Genomic DNA, 17,804 nt, shown 5'->3' with positions numbered 1-17,804 from the left:
GACCTGCCTAAGCTAAACTGCGTGGCTACGCCGAGGAGCTTCCCTATGCAAAACCCGCAGAACCTGATCTGGATCGACCTGGAAATGACCGGTCTGAACCCTGACACCGACGTCATCATCGAAATGGCCACCATCGTCACCGACAGCGACCTCAACACCCTGGCCGAAGGCCCGGTGATCGCGATCCACCACAGTGACGAAGTCCTGGCTGGCATGGACGAGTGGAACACGCGCCAGCACGGCGGCTCGGGCCTGACCCAGCGGGTGCGCGAGAGCAAGATCAGCATGGCCGAGGCCGAGGCCCAGACCCTCGCTTTCCTGGAGCAGTGGGTGCCCAAGGGCAAGTCGCCGATCTGTGGCAACAGCATCTGCCAGGATCGTCGCTTCCTTTATACCCACATGAAATCCCTGGAAAGCTACTTCCACTACCGCAACCTGGACGTCTCCACCCTCAAGGAGCTGGCCGCCCGCTGGGCCCCAGAAGTGCGCGACAGTTTCCAGAAGGGCAGCACCCATCTGGCCTTGGACGACATCCGTGAGTCCATTGCCGAGTTGCAGCATTACCGCAAGCATTTCATCAAGTTCTAACCGGCACCCCGGCGATGGGCGGGATTGCTTGTGTGGCGAGGGAGGTTGCTCCCGTTGGCCTGCGAAGCAGGCCCCGACAGACCTTCAGGTAGACCGCATTGTCCGGTTTGCGACTGCTGCGCAGCCGAGCGGGAGCAAGCTCCCTCGCCACAGGGATCTGGTGGGACTGTGGGCTGGGTGTTTAGGCAGGGATCGTTGCCTTGCCCTCTTTTGGTGCCTGCCCGAAATGGCTAGACTGCGCGCCTTCCTGCAAGGACCGCCATCATGTTGCTGATGCTTTATCTGATCGCTATCACCGCCGAAGCCATGACCGGCGCCTTGTCTGCCGGGCGTCGGGGCATGGACTGGTTTGGCGTGGTGCTGATCGCCTGTGTCACGGCGCTGGGTGGCGGCTCGGTGCGCGATGTGCTGCTCGGTCATTACCCGCTCACCTGGGTCAAGCACCCGGAATACCTGGTGCTGACCACCGCGGCGGCGATGCTGACGGTGTTCCTGGCGCGCTGGATGCGCCATCTGCGCTCGCTGTTCCTGGTGCTCGACGCCGTAGGTCTGGTGGCGTTCACCCTGATTGGCTGCATGACCGCCCTGGAAATGGGCCATGGCATGCTGGTGGCATCGGTCAGCGGGGTGATCACCGGTGTATTTGGCGGCATCCTGCGGGACATCTTCTGCAACGATATTCCGCTGATCTTCCGTCGCGAACTCTACGCCAGCGTCTCGTTTGCCGCGGCGTGGTGTTATCTACTGTGTGTCTTCCTGCAACTGCCGAACGAGCAGGCAATCCTAATCACCTTGTTCGGCGGTTTCCTGCTGCGGCTCCTGGCGATTCGCTTTCACTGGGAAATGCCGAAATTCGTCTACAACGACGAGGTCTGACGCTCGGCATGTTGACGCAACGCCCACGCCACGTGCTCGCGCACCAGTTCCGACGGATAGTCGCGCCGCGCCTCGAGCGCTTGCAGCACGGGAATGGTTGAAGGCGCGTTGCCCAGGCCCACCGCCAGATTGCGCAGCCAGCGCTCGTAACCGGCACGGCGTAGCGGTGAGCCCTCGGTGCTGCTGAGGAATTTCTCTTCGTCCCACATGAACAGCTCGGCCAGCCCGGCATTATCCAGGTTGTGCCGCGGCTTGAAGTCGCTTTCCCCGGACGGACGGGCAAAGCGGTTCCACGGGCAGACGATCTGGCAGTCGTCACAGCCGAACACCCGATTGCCGATCAGTGGCCGCAGCTCTTCAGGGATGGCGCTTTTCAACTCGATGGTCAGGTAGGAAATACAGCGGCGAGCATCGAGCACGTAGGGGCCGACGAAGGCATTCGTAGGACAGATGTCCAGGCATGCGGTGCATTTTCCGCAATGCTCGGTGCCGTGGGGCGGGTCGATGGGTAGTGGCAGGTCGACAAACAGCTCGCTCAGGAAGAAATAGCTGCCGGCCTTGCGGTTCAAGACCAGGGTGTTTTTACCGATCCAGCCCAGGCCGGCCTGTTCGGCGATGGCTTTTTCCAGCACCGGTGCGCTGTCGACAAAGGCGCGGTAGCCAAAGGGGCCGATGACCGCCTGGATTTTTTCCGCCAATTGCTGCACGCGTTTACGGATCAATTTGTGGTAATCGCGGCCCAACGCATAACGCGAGACGTAGGCTTTTTCCGGTTGGCCGAGCAATTGCGCCATTTGCGTATCGCCCGGCAAGTAATCCATGCGCAGGGAAACCACCCGCAGCGTGCCCGGTACCAGCTCCTCGGGGTGCGAGCGTTTACTGCCATGGGCGCCCATATAGTCCATTTCGCCGTGGTAGCCGGCCTCAAGCCAGCGTTGCAGGTGTTGTTCATGCTCGGCCAGGTCCAGGCCGCTGATGCCGACCTGCTGGAAGCCCAGCTCGCGGCCCCATTCCTTGATGGATTGGGCGAGGGCGGGGAGGTCTGTGGGAATGGCAGGCATGAGGCGAGAGAAACCGGAGCTGAGATGCGTATAATTCTGCCAGACATCGGAGCCCGAAGACGCATGCCGCACACTAAAGATGATTTTCCCGACGCGCTGTACAGCGCCGCGCAGGTCCGGGCCCTCGATGCTCAACTGATCGCGGCAGGCACCGCCGGTTTCGAATTGATGCAGCGCGCTGCCCGCGCCACCTGGCGAGCGATCGTCCGGCGCTGGCCTGACGCCCGCGAGCTGACCGTGTTGGCCGGCCATGGCAACAATGCCGGCGATGGCTACCTGGTCGCGACCCTGGCCCGACGCGCCGGCTGGTCGGTGCGGGTGCTGACAGTGGGCGAGCCCCGGCGATTGCAGGGGGACGCCGCCAATGCCCATGCCGAGGCTGTGGCAGTGGGCGTGCCGATGGAGCCATGGTCGGATGAGGCCGAGTTGCGCGGCGTGTTGCTGGACGCGCTGCTCGGCACGGGCCTGAAGGGCAATGTGCGCGAACCTTATGTGCAGGCCATCGATACCATCAACGTCAGTGGCCTGCCGGTCGCGGCGGTGGATATCCCTTCGGGGTTGTGTGCCGACACCGGCCGGGTGCTGGGCACAGCGGTGGCGGCCGACCTGACCGTGACCTTCATTGGCTTGAAACTGGGGCTGTTCACTGGCGAGGCGGCTGACCGGGTCGGTGAACGGGTGTTCAATGATTTGCACGCCGATCCGGATATTGTTGAAGCGGCACCGGCCTGTGCCCGACTGCTCCTGCCCCACAATCTGCCGCGTCTGACACCTCGCGCGCCCACTTCCCACAAAGGCAAGTTCGGTCATGTGCTGTTGATTGGCGGCGACCGGGGTTTCGGCGGTGCCATCCAGATGAGCGCCGAAAGCGCCTTGCGCTGCGGTGCGGGCATGGTTTCGCTGGCGACCCGCAGCGAGCATGTATCCGCCGCGCTGATGCGTTTACCGGAAGTGATGGTGCAGGGCACTCATTCGGCGAACCAATTGATGGGCTTGCTCCAACAGGCCAGCGTGCTGGTGGTCGGGCCGGGCCTGGGCCAGGCTGCCTGGGGGCGAAGTCTGTTGTCGGCGGCGGCCAATGCGCCACTGCCGCAAGTGTGGGATGCCGATGCACTGAACCTGCTGAGCAGCGGCGATGTCCGTCTGCCTGAACAGTGCGTCATCACCCCGCATCCGGGCGAGGCGGCGCGACTGTTGAATATGTCCGTCGCCCAGGTGCAGGCCGATCGCCCGGCGGCGGCCCATGCCTTGAGCCAGAAATACAGCGCCACGGTGATCCTCAAGGGCGCCGGCAGCTTGATCGCCAGCCCGGGCGGTCGCCTGGCGGTTTGCAGCCAGGGCCATCCGGCCATGGCCACCGCCGGTCTGGGGGATGTGCTGGCCGGTGTGATCGGGGCCTTGCTGGCCCAGGGCATGGACGGCTTCGAGGCCGCATGCCTGGCGGCCTGGCTGCATGCCAGTGCCGGTGCCCAGGTCGGTCGCTCGGGCCGGGGCTTGGCGGCGACCGATCTGATCCCGGCCATTCGTCAGTTGTTGGAGGAGCATTCACCGTGTCTGAAGTAACCCTGTACGTGGCGGACGAACACGCCATGACACAATTTGGCGCCCGCATCGCGCAGATCACCGCCGGCCACGGCCTGATTTTTCTCGAAGGCGACCTCGGCGCGGGGAAAACCACCTTGTCCCGTGGCATCATTCGCGGCCTCGGGCATGTCGGTTCAGTCAAGAGCCCGACGTTCACCCTGGTCGAGCCCTATGAGATCGGCGACATTCGCGCCTTCCATTTCGACCTGTATCGACTGGTGGATCCTGAGGAGCTGGAATTCCTCGGCATCCGCGATTATTTCGAAGATGACGCCTTGTGCCTGATCGAATGGCCCCAGAAAGGTGCAGGCTTTTTGCCAAAGCCCGACCTGACCATTACCATTGGCGCGCAGAACGGCGGGCGTTCGCTGAAACTGACGCCGCAAGGCTCCCGTGGTGAGTCGTGGTGTGCCGCTTTGGCATTGGAAAACTAATTGATGATGGGGTTTGGTATGCGCTTTCGCGCGGTGGTTGCTGTCGTAGGACTGTTGCTTACGGCACTGGCCGTCGATGCTGTGGCCGAGACTAAGGTCAACAGCGTTCGCCTCTGGCGGGCGCCGGACAACACACGGCTGGTGTTCGACCTGACGGGCCCGGTACAGCACAGCGTATTCACCCTGACCGCACCGGATCGCCTGGTGATCGACATCAATGGTGCCTCCCTGGGGGCGCCGCTGAACGTTGCCACTGCCAACACACCGATCACCGCCATGCGTTCGGCCCAGCGGACGCCGACCGACCTGCGGGTGGTCATCGACCTGAAAAAAGCCGTGACCCCGAAAAGCTTCACCTTGGCCCCCAACGCCCAATACGGCAACCGGCTGGTGGTGGACCTCTTCGACAACCCGGCCGACGCCGCGCCGCCTCCGCCACCCCCGCCCAACGTCGCCACGGTACCGGCGGTTCCAGTGACCCCGACCGAGCCTGCGCTCAAATTGCCACCGGCCCCGGCCGGCAAGCGCGACATCATCGTGGTGATCGACGCCGGACATGGTGGCGAAGACCCGGGCGCTTCGGGCTCGCGCGGGCAACGTGAAAAAGACGTGGTGCTGTCCATCGCCCGTGAATTGCAGCGCCAGGTCAACGGCATGAAAGGCTTCCGCGCCGAACTGACCCGCACCGGCGACTATTTCATTCCTTTGCGCGGACGCACCGAAATCGCCCGCAAGAAAGGCGCTGACCTGTTCGTCTCCATTCACGCCGACGCCGCACCTTCGGCGGCGGCGTTCGGGGCCTCGGTGTTTGCCCTGTCCGACCGTGGCGCGACGTCCGAGACTGCCCGTTGGCTGGCCGACACCGAAAACCGCTCCGACCTGATCGGCGGTGCCGGCAACGTCAGCCTCGATGACAAGGACCGGATGCTCGCCGGTGTCTTGCTCGACTTGTCGATGACGGCTTCGTTGACCTCCAGCCTGAACGTCGGCCAGAAGGTCTTGAGCAACATCGGTCGCGTCACGCCGCTGCACAAGCAGCGGGTCGAACAGGCCGGGTTCATGGTGCTCAAGTCGCCGGACATCCCGTCGATCCTGGTGGAAACCGGGTTCATTTCCAACGCCAACGAAGCCTCGAAACTGTCGACGTCGAGCCATCAGCAGGCCCTGGCCCGCTCCATCAGCAGTGGCGTACGGCAGTTCTTCCAGCAGAACCCACCGCCAGGCACCTACATCGCCTGGCTGCGGGACTCCGGCAAGATCGCCCAGGGGCCACGGGATCACCGCGTCAACCCGGGCGAAACCCTGGCGATGATTGCCGTGCGCTACCAGGTGTCGCCCGCCACCTTGCGCAGCGCCAACAATCTCAAGAGCGATGAGCTCAAGATTGGCCAGACCCTGACCATTCCGGGCAATGAAGTGGCGGCCAAGCAATGAGTGACGAAGTGATTGGCAGCACCGCCCGCATCGAGCTGCTCAGCCCTCGGCTGGCGAACCAGATCGCCGCTGGTGAAGTGGTCGAGCGTCCGGCGTCGGTCATCAAGGAACTGCTGGAAAACAGCCTTGACTCCGGGGCCCGGCGCATCGATGTGGATGTCGAGCAGGGCGGCGTCAAGCTGCTGCGGGTGCGCGATGACGGTGGCGGGATTCCCTCTGACGACCTGCCGCTGGCCCTGGCGCGTCATGCCACCAGCAAGATCCGCGACCTGGAAGACCTCGAGCGGGTCATGAGCCTGGGCTTCCGGGGCGAGGCGCTGGCGTCCATCAGTTCGGTGTCGCGCCTGACCCTCACCTCCCGCACCCGCGACGCCGAGCAGGCCTGGCAGGTCGAGACCGAAGGCCGCGACATGGCCTCTCGCGTCCAGCCCGCGGCCCATCCGGTGGGCACCTCGGTGGAAGTGCGCGACTTGTTCTTCAACACCCCTGCCCGACGCAAGTTTCTCAAGGCCGAGAAGACTGAATTCGATCATCTGCAGGAAGTCATCAAGCGCCTGGCCCTGGCGCGTTTTGACGTGGCGTTCCATTTGCGTCACAACGGCAAGACCATCCTCAGCCTGCACGAGGCCCACGACGATGCCGCCCGCGCCCGGCGTGTGGGCGCGGTATGCGGTGCGGGGTTCCTGGAGCAGGCCTTGCCCATCGAGGTGGAGCGCAACGGCCTTCACCTGTGGGGGTGGGTCGGCTTGCCAACGTTCTCCCGCAGCCAGGCGGACTTGCAATATTTCTACGTGAACGGCCGGGCGGTGCGCGACAAGCTGGTGGCCCACGCGGTGCGCCAGGCGTATCGCGATGTGCTGTTCAATGGCCGGCATCCGACCTTCGTGCTGTTTTTCGAGGTCGATCCGGCGGTGGTGGACGTCAACGTACACCCGACCAAGCACGAAGTACGTTTCCGTGACGGGCGCATGGTCCACGATTTCCTCTACGGCACCTTGCACCGCGCCTTGGGCGATGTGCGTCCGGAAGATCAGTTGGCGGCTCCGGCGGCAGTGGCTGGCATGGTCCGGCCAACGGGACTGGAAGCCGGCGAATTCGGGCCCCAGGGCGAGATGCGCCTGGCGGCCAATGCCCTGCTGGAGCAACCTCAGCCCCAGCCGAGCTACAACGCGGCCGGCAGCGGTTATCAGTATCAATACACCCCGCGCCCGCAATCCAACGTGCCGGCGGCCGAGGCCCAGGCGGCCTATCGCGAGTTCTTCAAGCCCTTGCCGCAAGCCGGTGCGGCGGCGCTGCCTGACGGCCAGGGCGATATCCCGCCGCTGGGCTATGCCCTGGCGCAACTCAAAGGCATCTATATCCTCTCGGAAAATGCCCAAGGCCTGGTGCTGGTGGACATGCACGCCGCCCATGAGCGGATCATGTACGAGCGGCTGAAAATCGCCATGGCCAGCGAAGGTCTGAGCGGCCAGCCGTTGTTGGTGCCCGAGTCCCTGGCCGTCAGCCAGCGCGAAGCCGATTGCGCCGAAGAGCATGTGGCCTGGTTCCAGCGCCTGGGCTTCGAATTGCAGCGCCTGGGCCCGGAAACCCTGGCGATCCGCCAGATCCCGGCCTTGTTGAAGCAGGCCGAGGCCAATCGGCTGGTCAGCGACGTGCTGGCGGACCTGATGGAATACGGCACCAGCGACCGGATCCAGGCGCACTTGAACGAACTGCTCGGTACCATGGCCTGTCACGGCGCGATCCGCGCCAACCGGCGCCTGGCACTGCCGGAAATGAACGGTCTGCTGCGGGACATGGAAAACACCGAACGCAGCGGTCAATGCAACCATGGCCGGCCGACCTGGACCCAACTGGGCCTGGACGACCTGGACAAACTGTTCCTGCGCGGTCGTTGATGAGCCCGTTGCCACCCGCGATTTTCCTGATGGGGCCGACCGCCGCCGGCAAGACCGACCTGGCCATCGAATTGACCAAAGTCCTGCCCTGCGAGTTGATCAGTGTCGATTCGGCCCTGGTCTATCGAGGCATGGACATCGGCACCGCCAAGCCGTCAAAAGAACTGCTGGCCGAATTTCCCCACCGTCTGATCGACATCCTGGACCCGGCCGAGGCTTATTCGGCGGCCGATTTCCGGCGTGACGCCCTCCAGGCCATGGCCGAAATCACCGCGCGGGGCAAGATCCCGCTGCTGGTGGGCGGTACGATGCTGTATTACAAGGCCTTGGTCGACGGGTTGGCGGACATGCCAGCGGCCGATCCCGGGGTGCGCGCGCAGATCGAAGAGGAGGCCGCGCGCCTGGGTTGGCAAGCCCTGCACGAGCAGTTGGCGGTCATCGACCCGGAGTCGGCGGCGCGAATCCACCCCAACGATCCGCAGCGGCTCAGTCGGGCCCTGGAGGTTTATCGGGTCAGCGGCCAGAGCATGACTGCCCTGCGCCAGCGACAATCTGCGCAAAGTACTGAAGCAGCCGCTTCGGGACTGCAACAATTGCCCTATACTGTCGCGAATCTGGCCATCGCTCCGGCGAACCGGCAAGTGCTGCATCGGCGAATTGAACAAAGATTCACATTAATGTTGGAACAGGGTTTCATAGACGAGGTCGTAGCCCTGCGTGAGCGAAGTGACCTGCATGCCGGGTTGCCGTCTATACGTGCGGTAGGTTATCGACAAGTCTGGGATTACCTGGACGGCAAGCTGACGTCAGCCGAGATGCGGGAGCGTGGGATCATTGCCACGCGCCAATTGGCGAAACGCCAGTTCACCTGGCTGCGCAGCTGGACTGACCTGCATTGGCTCGACAGTCTCGATTGCGACAATCTGCCACGCGCCTTGAAATACCTCGGGACCATCTCCATATTGAGCTGAGTCCTTGCAATTGCCGTCTATCCTTGGGGGTGTGACGGCCCAAGCCATCTGATTCCGATTTTTATTATTGATCCTTAAAGGAGTGCGGCACATGTCAAAAGGGCATTCGCTACAAGACCCTTACTTGAACACTTTACGTAAAGAGAAAGTTGGGGTGTCCATCTATCTGGTCAACGGAATCAAACTGCAGGGCACGATCGAGTCTTTCGACCAGTTCGTCATCCTTCTGAAAAACACCGTCAGCCAGATGGTCTACAAGCACGCGATCTCGACAGTGGTGCCAGTTCGTCCAATTCGTCTGCCTAGCGCAACCGAATCCGAAGGCGGTGACGCTGAACCGGGTAACGCCTGATAGGAGCCTCCTTTGTTCTTTGAGCGCCACGGTGGTGGTGAACGGGCCATTCTCGTTCACTTGGATGGACAGGACCCTGAGGCGCGCGAAGATCCGCAGGAGTTTCAGGAATTGGCACTGTCGGCCGGCGCCGAGACCGTCGCGTTTTTCAACGTGCCGCGTCATCGGCCAACCGCCAAGTTCCTGATCGGCAGTGGCAAGGTCGAGGAGTTGCGCGACCTGGTCCAGGCCGAGCAGGTCGATCTAGTGATTTTCAATCACATCCTCACGCCCAGTCAGGAACGTAACCTCGAACGTGTCTTCGAGTGTCGCGTGATCGACCGCACGGGGCTGATCCTCGATATCTTCGCCCAGCGCGCCCGCACCCATGAAGGCAAGCTCCAGGTCGAACTGGCCCAGCTTGAGCACATGAGTACGCGGCTGGTCCGCGGCTGGACTCACCTCGAGCGGCAGAAAGGCGGTATCGGCCTGCGCGGCCCGGGTGAAACCCAGCTGGAAACCGACCGACGCCTGTTGCGGGTTCGCCTGCGCCAGATCAAGGGGCGGCTGGAAAAGGTCCGCAGCCAGCGCGAGCAGTCGCGACGTGGTCGCAAGCGCGCGGATATCCCGACGGTTTCACTGGTGGGTTATACCAACGCCGGCAAATCGACCCTGTTCAACAATGTCACCCAATCCGACGTCTACGCCGCCGACCAGTTGTTCGCCACGCTCGACCCGACCCTGCGCCGGCTCGACCTGGATGACCTCGGGCCGATCGTGCTGGCCGACACCGTGGGCTTTATCCGTCACCTGCCGCACAAGCTGGTCGAGGCTTTCCGGGCTACGCTCGAAGAGTCGAGCAACTCCGACCTGCTGCTGCACGTGATCGATGCCGCCGAACCGGACCGGATGCTGCAGATCGAGCAGGTGATGGTGGTGCTGGGCGAGATCGGAGCCCAGGACTTGCCGATCCTCGAGGTATACAACAAACTCGATTTGCTCGAAGGCGTGGAGCCGCAGATTCAGCGCGATGCCGATGGCAAGCCGCAACGGGTCTGGCTGTCAGCCCGTGATGGCACCGGCCTGGACCTGCTCAAGCAGGCCGTGGCCGAGCTGTTGGGTAGCGATCTGTTTGTCGGCACCCTGAAGTTGCCGCAACGTTTCGCCCGGCTGCGTGCGCAGTTTTTCGAGCTGGGGGCCGTGCAAAAAGAAGAACACGACGAAGAAGGCGTCTGCCTGCTGGCTGTTCGCCTGCCTCGGGCGGAGCTCAACCGACTGGTCAGTCGTGAAGGGCTGCAACCGATGGAATTCATCGAGCAACACACTTTGCAATAAAAGCCTGAGAAAGCGGTGTCAGGCATTCTGTAGCATTGGTCGGCGCGCCGTGGGTGCGTCTTTGCTTTATCAGATGGAGAGCGCTATGGCTTGGAATGAGCCGGGTGGCAACTCGAATAATCAGGATCCTTGGGGTGGCAAGCGTCGTAACAACGGCGACCGCAAGGGGCCGCCGGATCTCGACGAGGCCTTCCGAAAGCTGCAGGAAAGCCTGAACGGTTTGTTCGGTGGTGGTAAAAAACGCGGTGATGAGGGGGGCGGTCGTTCGGGCAAGGGCGGCGGTTTTGGCCTGCTCGGCATCGGTCTCGTCGTGCTGGCGGCTGTCTGGCTGTACAGCGCGGTCTATGTCGTGGACGAGCAGGAGCAAGCCGTGGTGCTGCGCTTCGGCAAGTACTACGAGACGGTTGGCCCGGGCCTGAATATCTATTTCCCGCCGATCGACCAGAAGTTCATGGAGAACGTCACGCGTGAGCGGGCGTACACCAAGCAGGGCCAGATGCTGACCGAAGACGAGAACATCGTCGAAGTGCCGCTGACCGTGCAATACAAGATCACCAACCTGCAGGACTTCGTGCTGAACGTCGACCAGCCGGAAATCAGTCTGCAGCATGCGACCGAAAGTGCCTTGCGCCATGTGGTGGGTTCCACCGCCATGGACCAGGTGCTGACCGAAGGTCGTGAGCTGATGGCCAGCGAAATCAAGGAGCGCCTGCAACGGTTCCTCGATACCTATCGCACCGGTATCACCGTCACCCAGGTCAACGTCCAGAGCGCAGCGGCACCGCGTGAGGTCCAGGAAGCCTTCGACGACGTGATCCGTGCCCGTGAAGACGAGCAGCGTTCGCGCAACCAGGCTGAAACCTATGCCAACGGCGTCGTGCCGGAAGCTCGTGGCCAGGCCCAGCGCATCATCGAGGATGCCAATGGTTATCGCGATGAAGTGGTCTCCCGTGCCAAGGGTGAGGCCGATCGCTTCACCAAGCTGGTGGCCGAGTATCGCAAGGCCCCTGAAGTCACCCGTGAGCGTCTGTACCTGGACACCATGCAGGAAGTCTTCAGCAATACCAGCAAGGTCCTCGTGACCGGCAACAAGAACGGCCAGAGCAATCTGCTGTACCTGCCGCTGGACAAGATGGTCGAGAGCGGTCGCAACACCAGCACGCCACCGGCCAGTTCGGCGGCGGCCAGCAATGAGGCCGGCACCCGCGCGGCGGCGGACCTGCAACAACAGCAAGCACGTACCAGGGAGAGTCGCTGATGAGCAATAAATCGCTGATCGCCCTTATTGTCGGTGTCGTCGTGGCGATCGCTGCCTGGAACTGCTTCTACATCGTTGCTCAGACCGAGCGTGCGGTGTTGCTGCAATTCGGTCGCGTGGTCCAGGCTGATGTCCAGCCGGGGCTGCATGTGAAGGTGCCGTACGTCAACAAGGTGCGTAAGTTCGACGCCCGCCTGATGACGCTGGATGCGCCGACGCAACGCTTCCTGACGCTGGAAAAGAAAGCCGTGATGGTGGACGCCTACGCCAAGTGGCGGGTGAAGGATGCCGAGCGCTTCTACACCGCGACCTCGGGCCTGAAGCAGATCGCCGACGAGCGTCTGTCCCGTCGTCTGGAATCGGGCCTGCGTGACCAGTTCGGTAAGCGCACGTTGCATGAGGTGGTGTCCGGTGAGCGTGATGCGCTCATGGCCGACATCACCCGTTCGCTGAACTCGATGGCGGAAAAAGAGCTGGGTATCGAAGTGGTCGATGTCCGGGTCAAGGCCATCGACCTGCCGAAGGAAGTGAATCGCAGCGTGTTCGAGCGGATGAGCACCGAGCGTGAGCGTGAAGCCCGCGAGCATCGCGCCAAGGGTAACGAGCTGGCCGAAGGCATCCGTGCCGACGCCGATCGCCAACGCCGGGTGCTGCTGGCCGAAGCCTATCGTGAATCGGAAGAGGTCCGGGGTGATGGCGATGCCCAGGCCGCTGCGATCTACTCCAAGGCCTATGGTCAGGATCAGGAGTTCTACGGGTTCTACCGTAGCCTGCGTGCCTATCGTGAAAGCTTCGCGAACAAATCCGACGTCATGGTCCTGGACCCAAGCAGCGACTTCTTCCGCTACCTGGAAAAGGCCAAGCCTTGATACGACGTTGACCTGAGGCACTCCGCCCGGCGGCTAAAGCGTCGGGCGGGGTGATCCTTTGGGAAAACGTGTGTATGATGCGGCAGCCGGGAAATTCCCGGCTTTTTTGCGTCTGCACGTTTGATTGTGGTTTTGGTTGCAGGCGTCGGGTTGAACGACTCGACAGGTTTTTCGAGGAAAGTGCTGGGCGAGGCCGATTGCTGGCCATTCGTCACGTCGCTCATGCGCGTGTTTTGCGCGTGGGCCAAGTATTTTCTGCTTCACTCAAGGCTTGCCCGAGGGCTGGCCGCCCGGACCATAGGGGAATGGCGTAATGGCAACGGTAGACCGCTGGCTGCTGCCAGATGGCATCGAAGAAGTACTGCCACCGGAAGCTGCGCGTATCGAAGTAGCGCGTCGGCAGGTGTTGGATCTGTTCCAGAGTTGGGGTTACGAGTTCGTCGTCACCCCGCATATCGAGTACCTGGAATCCTTGCTCACCGGCGCGGGCCAGGACCTGGATCTGCGCACCTTCAAGGTTATCGACCCGCAGTCGGGCCGGCAGATGGGCTTTCGTGCCGACATCACGCCGCAAGTGGCGCGCATCGACGCCCACACCCTGCGCCGTGAAGGCCCGAGCCGCCTGTGCTACGCCGGCAGTGTGCTGCATGCCCAGCCGCGTGCCTTGTCATCTTCGCGCAGCCCGATCCAACTGGGCGCCGAGTTGTATGGCGATGCCAGCCCGAGCAGCGACGTGGAAGTCATCAGCCTGATGTTGGCCATGCTGCAACTGGCTGACGTGCCTGATGTCCACATGGACCTGGGGCATGTCGGCATCTATCGCGGCCTGGCCCGTGCGGCCGGTTTGTCCGGCGAAGTGGAACAACAACTGTTCGATGCCCTGCAGCGCAAGGCTATCGACGAAGTCATCAGCCTGACCGAGGGCCTGCCGGCCGATCTGTCGGGCATGCTGCGGGCACTGGTGGACCTGTGCGGCGGGCGTGAAGTATTGGCCGCTGCCCGTGAACGCCTGGCCCATGCGCCGGCGCCGGTGTTGGCCGCGCTGGACGATTTGCTGGCGATTGCCGAGCGTCTGTCGGTGCGCTTCCCCGAGTTGCCGCTGTATTTCGACCTGGGCGAGTTGCGCGGTTATCACTATCACACCGGCGTCGTGTTCGCCGTGTTTGTGCCGGGCGTGGGCCAGTCCATCGCCCAGGGCGGCCGTTATGACGACATCGGTGCCGACTTCGGTCGCGCCCGTCCGGCGACTGGCTTCTCCACCGATTTGAAAACCCTGGTGACCCTGGGGCGTGCTGAAGTCGAGCTACCGTCTGGCGGTATCTGGATGCCTGACAGTACGGATGCGGCCCTCTGGCAGGCAGTCTGTCAGTTGCGCAGTGAGGGTCAGCGTGTCGTCCAGGCCTTGCCTGGGCAGCCTTTGGCCGCCGCCCGTGAAGCGGACTGCGACCGGCAATTGATTCAGCAGAACGGGCTTTGGCAAGTATTGCCGCTGGCTTCTTGAGTTTTCCCGCCGGCCGCGGCCGGCACCAAGTTTGCGCGAATGAGGACAAGTGTTATGGGTAAGAATGTCGTAGTCCTGGGCACCCAGTGGGGTGATGAGGGCAAAGGCAAGATCGTTGATCTGCTGACCGAACATGCTGCCGCCGTAGTGCGCTACCAGGGTGGCCACAACGCAGGCCACACCTTGGTGATCGACGGTGAAAAAACCGTCCTGCACCTGATTCCGTCGGGCGTGCTGCGCGAAGGCGTCCAGTGCCTGATCGGCAACGGTGTGGTGGTTGCGCCCGATGCCTTGCTGCGGGAAATCATCAAGCTGGAAGAAAAAGGCGTACCGGTGCGCGAGCGCCTGCGTATCAGCCCATCCTGCCCGCTGATCCTGTCCTATCACGTGGCGCTGGATCAGGCCCGTGAAAAGGCCCGTGGCGAGCTGAAGATCGGCACCACCGGTCGTGGCATCGGCCCGGCCTACGAAGACAAGGTGGCCCGTCGTGGTCTGCGCATCGGTGACCTGTTCCACCGCGAGCGTTTCGCCGCCAAGCTGGGCGAGTTGCTGGACTACCACAACTTCGTCCTGGTCAATTACTACAAAGAACCGGCCATCGACTTCCAGAAGACCCTGGACGAGTGCATGGAGTACGCCGAGCTGCTCAAGCCGATGATGCTCGATGTCACTGCCGAGCTGCACGAGCTGCGTCGCGCCGGCAAGGACATCATGTTCGAAGGTGCCCAGGGTTCGCTGCTGGACATCGACCACGGTACCTACCCGTACGTCACCAGCTCCAACACCACTGCCGGCGGCATCGCCACGGGTTCGGGTTTCGGCCCGATGTACCTGGATTACATCCTGGGCATCACCAAGGCCTACACCACTCGCGTCGGTTCGGGTCCATTCCCGACTGAGCTGTTCGACGACGTCGGTGCCTTCCTGGCCAAGCGTGGCCACGAATTCGGTGCCACCACCGGCCGTGCCCGTCGTTGCGGCTGGTTCGATGCCGTCATTCTGCGTCGCGCCATCGATGTCAACAGCATCTCGGGCTTGTGCCTGACCAAGCTGGACGTGCTGGACGGCCTGGAAACCATCAACATCTGCGTGGGCTACAAGAACGAGGACGGCGCTGTCATCGACGCGCCGACCGATGCCGACAGCTACATCGGCCTGGAGCCCGTGTACGAGCAGATGCCAGGTTGGACCGAATCGACCGTCGGCGCCAAGACCCTGGAAGAGCTGCCTGTGGCAGCGCGCAACTACATCAAGCGCGTTGAAGAGTTGGTCGGTGCGCCGATTGACATTATTTCGACGGGGCCGGATCGCAACGAAACCATCGTTCTGCGTCATCCGTTTGCCTGATAAGTCTTTGATGTAAAACACAAAGGGCCCTCGCTGGGGCCCTTTGTCATTTCTGCCAGCCGGGCGGCACGACACTTGCTATGCAACTCCATTAAGGCACCGCTTTCCCGAGTGCCATCAAATTAATGGCGTTTGGTAGAGGGATTTCACGTGTCGGCCGTTCTCTCACTGTTACAAAGTCGTTTATTGCGGCCTGTGTTCGTTACCCTGGGTATCGCCCTTTTGGTGCAGGTTCTGGTGGCCGTTGCGCTGACCCGGAGCACCGTCACGGCGCTGGAAGCTGACCTGGGTGCGCGGTTGGGGGCGGATAGTCAGAAGCTCTCCGCCGAGCTGGAGCAGGCCGGGCGAGAGGTCACGTCGAGCCTGGACAGTCTGTCCGCCAATACTCGCCAGCGGCTCAATGCCGGCTTGTCTGCTCGCCTGAAGGATGAGCAGGCGCAGTTGCGTGGGACCTTGGAGAAGGACTTGAGGGATTCCGCCAATGATATGGCGCAACTCCTGGCTTCCGTTGCACCGCGTGCCATGTGGGATAACGACGTGCCCACCCTCTCTGAATTCGCCCGTCGGGCCCAGCGCAATCCCAACGTGCTGTTTGTCATCTATGACGACGCCGCGGGTGAGCACCTGACGCGCTACCTGAACCGGGAAAACCCGATCAACAAAGCGTTGCTGGAGAAAGGCAAGGGCGAGCGGGCGTTGGACAAGGTGCTGGACGCGGCGAAGAACGATCCGTCGGTGTATTACCTCGAGGCCTCGATCAACCCCAATGGCGTCGAGATCGGCAAGGTCTTGATGGGGGTCTCCACGGCGGCCGTTGAAACTGACCTGAAGGCGCTGGACCAACGCTTCTCGGCCTTGATCGCCAGCAGCGATCAGTTGGTCGGCGACAGCCTCAAGGGCGCGGCGGCTGACAGTGCCAACGCCATGCGCGGTCGCCTGGAGTCGGCCCAAGCCACGGCCACGCAGATGCAGACCAACACCGCCAGCACCGTGCAGGACGCTGCGGGCACCTTGCGCTGGCGCATCGGCCTGGGCCTGGCGCTGGTGGGCTTCGGCGTGCTGGTGTTGCTGGCCGTGGTGCTGGGGCGTCGGGTGGTCAATCGCTTGAAACTGCTGATCGCGGCCATGAACGACCTGGCGGCGGGCGAGGGTGACCTGACCAAGCGCGTGCAAATCAACAGCAAGGACGAAATCGGCGACATGGCCTCGGCGGTCAATCGTTTTGTGGATAAGTTGCAGCCCATCGTGCGTGAGGCGGGCGATGTGGCGCAGCGCACCGGTGTGGAAATCGGTGCGATGACCTTGCGCAACTCCGGCGCCGATGCGGCGGCCGGGATGCAGCGTGATGAAGTGGCTGAGAGTTTGCGCGCGCTGTCGCAAATGGCGGACGAGGCTCAATCGGAAAGCCAGGCGATGCAGGCGGCCCTGCAACAAGTGGTGGAGATCCGCCAGGCCACCGATGAGAACACGCGCACGTCGGCCAAGGTGAGCAGCTTGATCGAGGCCCTGGCCGGCCAGGTCGATACCGGGGCGAAAGTCATCGAACGGCTGGCGCAGCAGAGCGAACAGATTGAAGTGGTGCTGACTGTGATTCATGGCATCGCCGAGCAGACCAACTTGCTGGCTTTGAACGCGGCCATCGAGGCGGCGCGGGCCGGGGAAACCGGGCGCGGCTTTGCGGTGGTAGCGGATGAGGTGCGGGCGTTGGCGAGCAAGACCCAGAGCTCCACGGGCGATATCCAGGCGCATATCGTGGCCTTGCAGCAGGGGGCTCGCGAGGCGGTGGCCGCCATCGGCCAGGCCGGGCGCCAGGCCAGCGAAGGCTTGTTGGTGCTGCGTGACAGCGCGCGGTTGCAGCAGTCGGTGCAAGTGTCCGTCGAGCAGGTGCATGCGGCCATCGGCTTGGCGACCCAGGCGGCGGCCCACCAGGCCCAGGGTGCGCAAGCGGTGCGTGGGAGGGTGGAAACCATCCATGCCCAGGCCGAGAAAGCGGCCCAGGCCGTGGTCGAGACCACTGCCAGCGGCAAGGTGCTGGACAGCCTGGCGGCGCAACTGAAGGCAAGTTTGGGGCAGTTCAGGGCCTGACCGGGTGGTTGGGCTGGACCCATCGCGAGCTTGCTCGCGATAGCGATTTCAGCGGCTCAGATATATTTCCAGAATCCAGAAACGCAAAAACCCGCTTTCGCGGGTTTCTGTGAGGTTCAAGGCCGTGACCTTGAAGCTTGAATTGGTGCCCAGAAGAAGACTCGAACTTCCACGACCTTGCGGTCACCAGCACCTGAAGCTGGCGTGTCTACCAATTTCACCATCTGGGCAG

At 62.8% G+C, this 17,804-nt stretch carries 15 protein-coding genes, 1 tRNA gene and 1 pseudogene; 15 read left to right on the top strand and 2 right to left on the bottom strand.

What is annotated here, in order from left to right; all coding sequences use genetic code 11:
* The first annotated feature begins 45 nt into the window (after nt 1-45).
* Together orn and BT125_RS11845 are read left to right on the top strand one after the other, a co-directional pair.
* Nucleotides 46-588, top strand: a complete 543-nt coding sequence (gene orn, locus BT125_RS11850; RefSeq protein WP_060739428.1) for an oligoribonuclease — start codon at nt 46-48, stop codon at nt 586-588.
* A 261-nt stretch (nt 589-849) separates the two neighbouring features.
* Entirely contained in the window at nt 850-1,464 is a 615-nt protein-coding gene (locus BT125_RS11845) for a trimeric intracellular cation channel family protein (RefSeq protein WP_170866829.1), read from the top strand.
* On the opposite strand, the gene queG is transcribed toward BT125_RS11845, so the two are convergent.
* Nucleotides 1,446-2,525 carry a tRNA epoxyqueuosine(34) reductase QueG gene (gene queG, locus BT125_RS11840; RefSeq protein ID WP_060739427.1) on the bottom strand — a complete coding sequence of 360 codons (1,080 nt, stop codon included), beginning with the start codon at nt 2,523-2,525 and terminating at the stop codon, nt 1,446-1,448. The genes BT125_RS11845 and queG overlap by 19 nt on opposite strands.
* Before the next feature lie 63 nt (nt 2,526-2,588).
* Here queG and BT125_RS11835 point away from each other — a divergent pair, with 63 nt between their 5' ends.
* From BT125_RS11835 to BT125_RS30035, 13 genes and pseudogenes are all read left to right on the top strand, one after another.
* Entirely contained in the window at nt 2,589-4,088 is a 1,500-nt protein-coding gene (locus BT125_RS11835) for a bifunctional ADP-dependent NAD(P)H-hydrate dehydratase/NAD(P)H-hydrate epimerase (RefSeq protein WP_072407100.1), read from the top strand.
* Nucleotides 4,076-4,543 carry a tRNA (adenosine(37)-N6)-threonylcarbamoyltransferase complex ATPase subunit type 1 TsaE gene (tsaE, locus tag BT125_RS11830; protein WP_072407098.1) on the top strand — a complete coding sequence of 156 codons (468 nt, stop codon included), beginning with the start codon at nt 4,076-4,078 and terminating at the stop codon, nt 4,541-4,543. The genes BT125_RS11835 and tsaE overlap by 13 nt, the downstream gene beginning before the upstream one ends.
* A gap of 3 nt (nt 4,544-4,546) precedes the next feature.
* Entirely contained in the window at nt 4,547-5,977 is a 1,431-nt protein-coding gene (locus BT125_RS11825) for an N-acetylmuramoyl-L-alanine amidase (protein ID WP_072407096.1), read from the top strand.
* Nucleotides 5,974-7,875, top strand: coding sequence for a DNA mismatch repair endonuclease MutL (gene mutL, locus BT125_RS11820; protein WP_072407094.1), 1,902 nt, complete (start codon nt 5,974-5,976; stop codon nt 7,873-7,875). Before BT125_RS11825 ends, mutL begins: the two co-directional genes overlap by 4 nt.
* Nucleotides 7,875-8,846, top strand: coding sequence for a tRNA (adenosine(37)-N6)-dimethylallyltransferase MiaA (gene miaA, locus BT125_RS11815; protein WP_072407092.1), 972 nt, complete (start codon nt 7,875-7,877; stop codon nt 8,844-8,846). Before mutL ends, miaA begins: the two co-directional genes overlap by 1 nt.
* 91 nt (nt 8,847-8,937) lie before the next feature.
* Nucleotides 8,938-9,198: an RNA chaperone Hfq gene (hfq, locus tag BT125_RS11810; RefSeq protein ID WP_003186419.1), complete on the top strand. Its 261-nt coding sequence runs from the start codon at nt 8,938-8,940 to the stop codon at nt 9,196-9,198.
* Nucleotides 9,199-9,210: 12 nt separating this feature from the next.
* On the top strand, nt 9,211-10,512 hold the full coding sequence (gene hflX, locus BT125_RS11805; protein WP_072407090.1) for a ribosome rescue GTPase HflX: 1,302 nt from the start codon (nt 9,211-9,213) through the stop codon (nt 10,510-10,512).
* An 85-nt stretch (nt 10,513-10,597) separates the two neighbouring features.
* A complete protein-coding gene (hflK, locus tag BT125_RS11800; protein ID WP_072407088.1) occupies nt 10,598-11,770 on the top strand; it encodes an FtsH protease activity modulator HflK in 1,173 nt (390 codons plus the stop codon).
* Complete coding sequence (hflC, locus tag BT125_RS11795; RefSeq protein WP_072407086.1) at nt 11,770-12,639, top strand: protease modulator HflC; 870 nt, start codon at nt 11,770-11,772, stop codon at nt 12,637-12,639. The genes hflK and hflC overlap by 1 nt, the downstream gene beginning before the upstream one ends.
* A 313-nt stretch (nt 12,640-12,952) precedes the next feature.
* Nucleotides 12,953-14,140, top strand: a complete 1,188-nt coding sequence (locus tag BT125_RS11790) for an ATP phosphoribosyltransferase regulatory subunit (RefSeq protein ID WP_046065549.1) — start codon at nt 12,953-12,955, stop codon at nt 14,138-14,140.
* A 54-nt stretch (nt 14,141-14,194) separates the two neighbouring features.
* Nucleotides 14,195-15,487: an adenylosuccinate synthase gene (locus tag BT125_RS11785; protein ID WP_072407084.1), complete on the top strand. Its 1,293-nt coding sequence runs from the start codon at nt 14,195-14,197 to the stop codon at nt 15,485-15,487.
* Nucleotides 15,488-15,973: 486 nt separating this feature from the next.
* A pseudogene (locus BT125_RS30040) lies at nt 15,974-16,666 on the top strand (methyl-accepting chemotaxis protein); the annotation flags it as partial.
* A 21-nt stretch (nt 16,667-16,687) separates the two neighbouring features.
* On the top strand, nt 16,688-17,572 hold the full coding sequence (locus BT125_RS30035; RefSeq protein WP_371857804.1) for a methyl-accepting chemotaxis protein: 885 nt from the start codon (nt 16,688-16,690) through the stop codon (nt 17,570-17,572).
* A 143-nt stretch (nt 17,573-17,715) separates the two neighbouring features.
* On the opposite strand, the gene BT125_RS11775 is transcribed toward BT125_RS30035, so the two are convergent.
* A tRNA-Leu gene (locus BT125_RS11775) sits at nt 17,716-17,802 on the bottom strand.
* Nucleotides 17,803-17,804 lie beyond the last annotated feature (2 nt).

The sequence above is a fragment of the Pseudomonas sp. NFACC04-2 genome, from assembly GCF_900119265.1.
GTDB classification, from domain to species: domain Bacteria; phylum Pseudomonadota; class Gammaproteobacteria; order Pseudomonadales; family Pseudomonadaceae; genus Aquipseudomonas; species Aquipseudomonas fluorescens_AA.
The sequence above is the reverse complement of the archived record's forward strand: the minus strand, read 5'-3'. Positions and strand labels throughout refer to the sequence as shown.

Bases quoted from the DNA above. Each gene is read 5' to 3' on its own strand.
- orn (WP_060739428.1), top strand. From the start codon at position 46: ATGCAAAACCCGCAGAACCTGATCTGGATCGACCTGGAAATGACCGGT.
- queG (WP_060739427.1), bottom strand. From the start codon at position 2,525: ATGCCTGCCATTCCCACAGACCTCCCCGCCCTCGCCCAATCCATCAAG.
- BT125_RS11835 (WP_072407100.1), top strand. From the start codon at position 2,589: ATGCCGCACACTAAAGATGATTTTCCCGACGCGCTGTACAGCGCCGCG.
- BT125_RS11825 (WP_072407096.1), top strand. From the start codon at position 4,547: ATGATGGGGTTTGGTATGCGCTTTCGCGCGGTGGTTGCTGTCGTAGGA.
- mutL (WP_072407094.1), top strand. From the start codon at position 5,974: ATGAGTGACGAAGTGATTGGCAGCACCGCCCGCATCGAGCTGCTCAGC.
- miaA (WP_072407092.1), top strand. From the start codon at position 7,875: ATGAGCCCGTTGCCACCCGCGATTTTCCTGATGGGGCCGACCGCCGCC.
- hfq (WP_003186419.1), top strand. From the start codon at position 8,938: ATGTCAAAAGGGCATTCGCTACAAGACCCTTACTTGAACACTTTACGT.
- hflK (WP_072407088.1), top strand. From the start codon at position 10,598: ATGGCTTGGAATGAGCCGGGTGGCAACTCGAATAATCAGGATCCTTGG.
- hflC (WP_072407086.1), top strand. From the start codon at position 11,770: ATGAGCAATAAATCGCTGATCGCCCTTATTGTCGGTGTCGTCGTGGCG.
- BT125_RS11790 (WP_046065549.1), top strand. From the start codon at position 12,953: ATGGCAACGGTAGACCGCTGGCTGCTGCCAGATGGCATCGAAGAAGTA.
- BT125_RS11785 (WP_072407084.1), top strand. From the start codon at position 14,195: ATGGGTAAGAATGTCGTAGTCCTGGGCACCCAGTGGGGTGATGAGGGC.
- BT125_RS30035 (WP_371857804.1), top strand. From the start codon at position 16,688: ATGGCCTCGGCGGTCAATCGTTTTGTGGATAAGTTGCAGCCCATCGTG.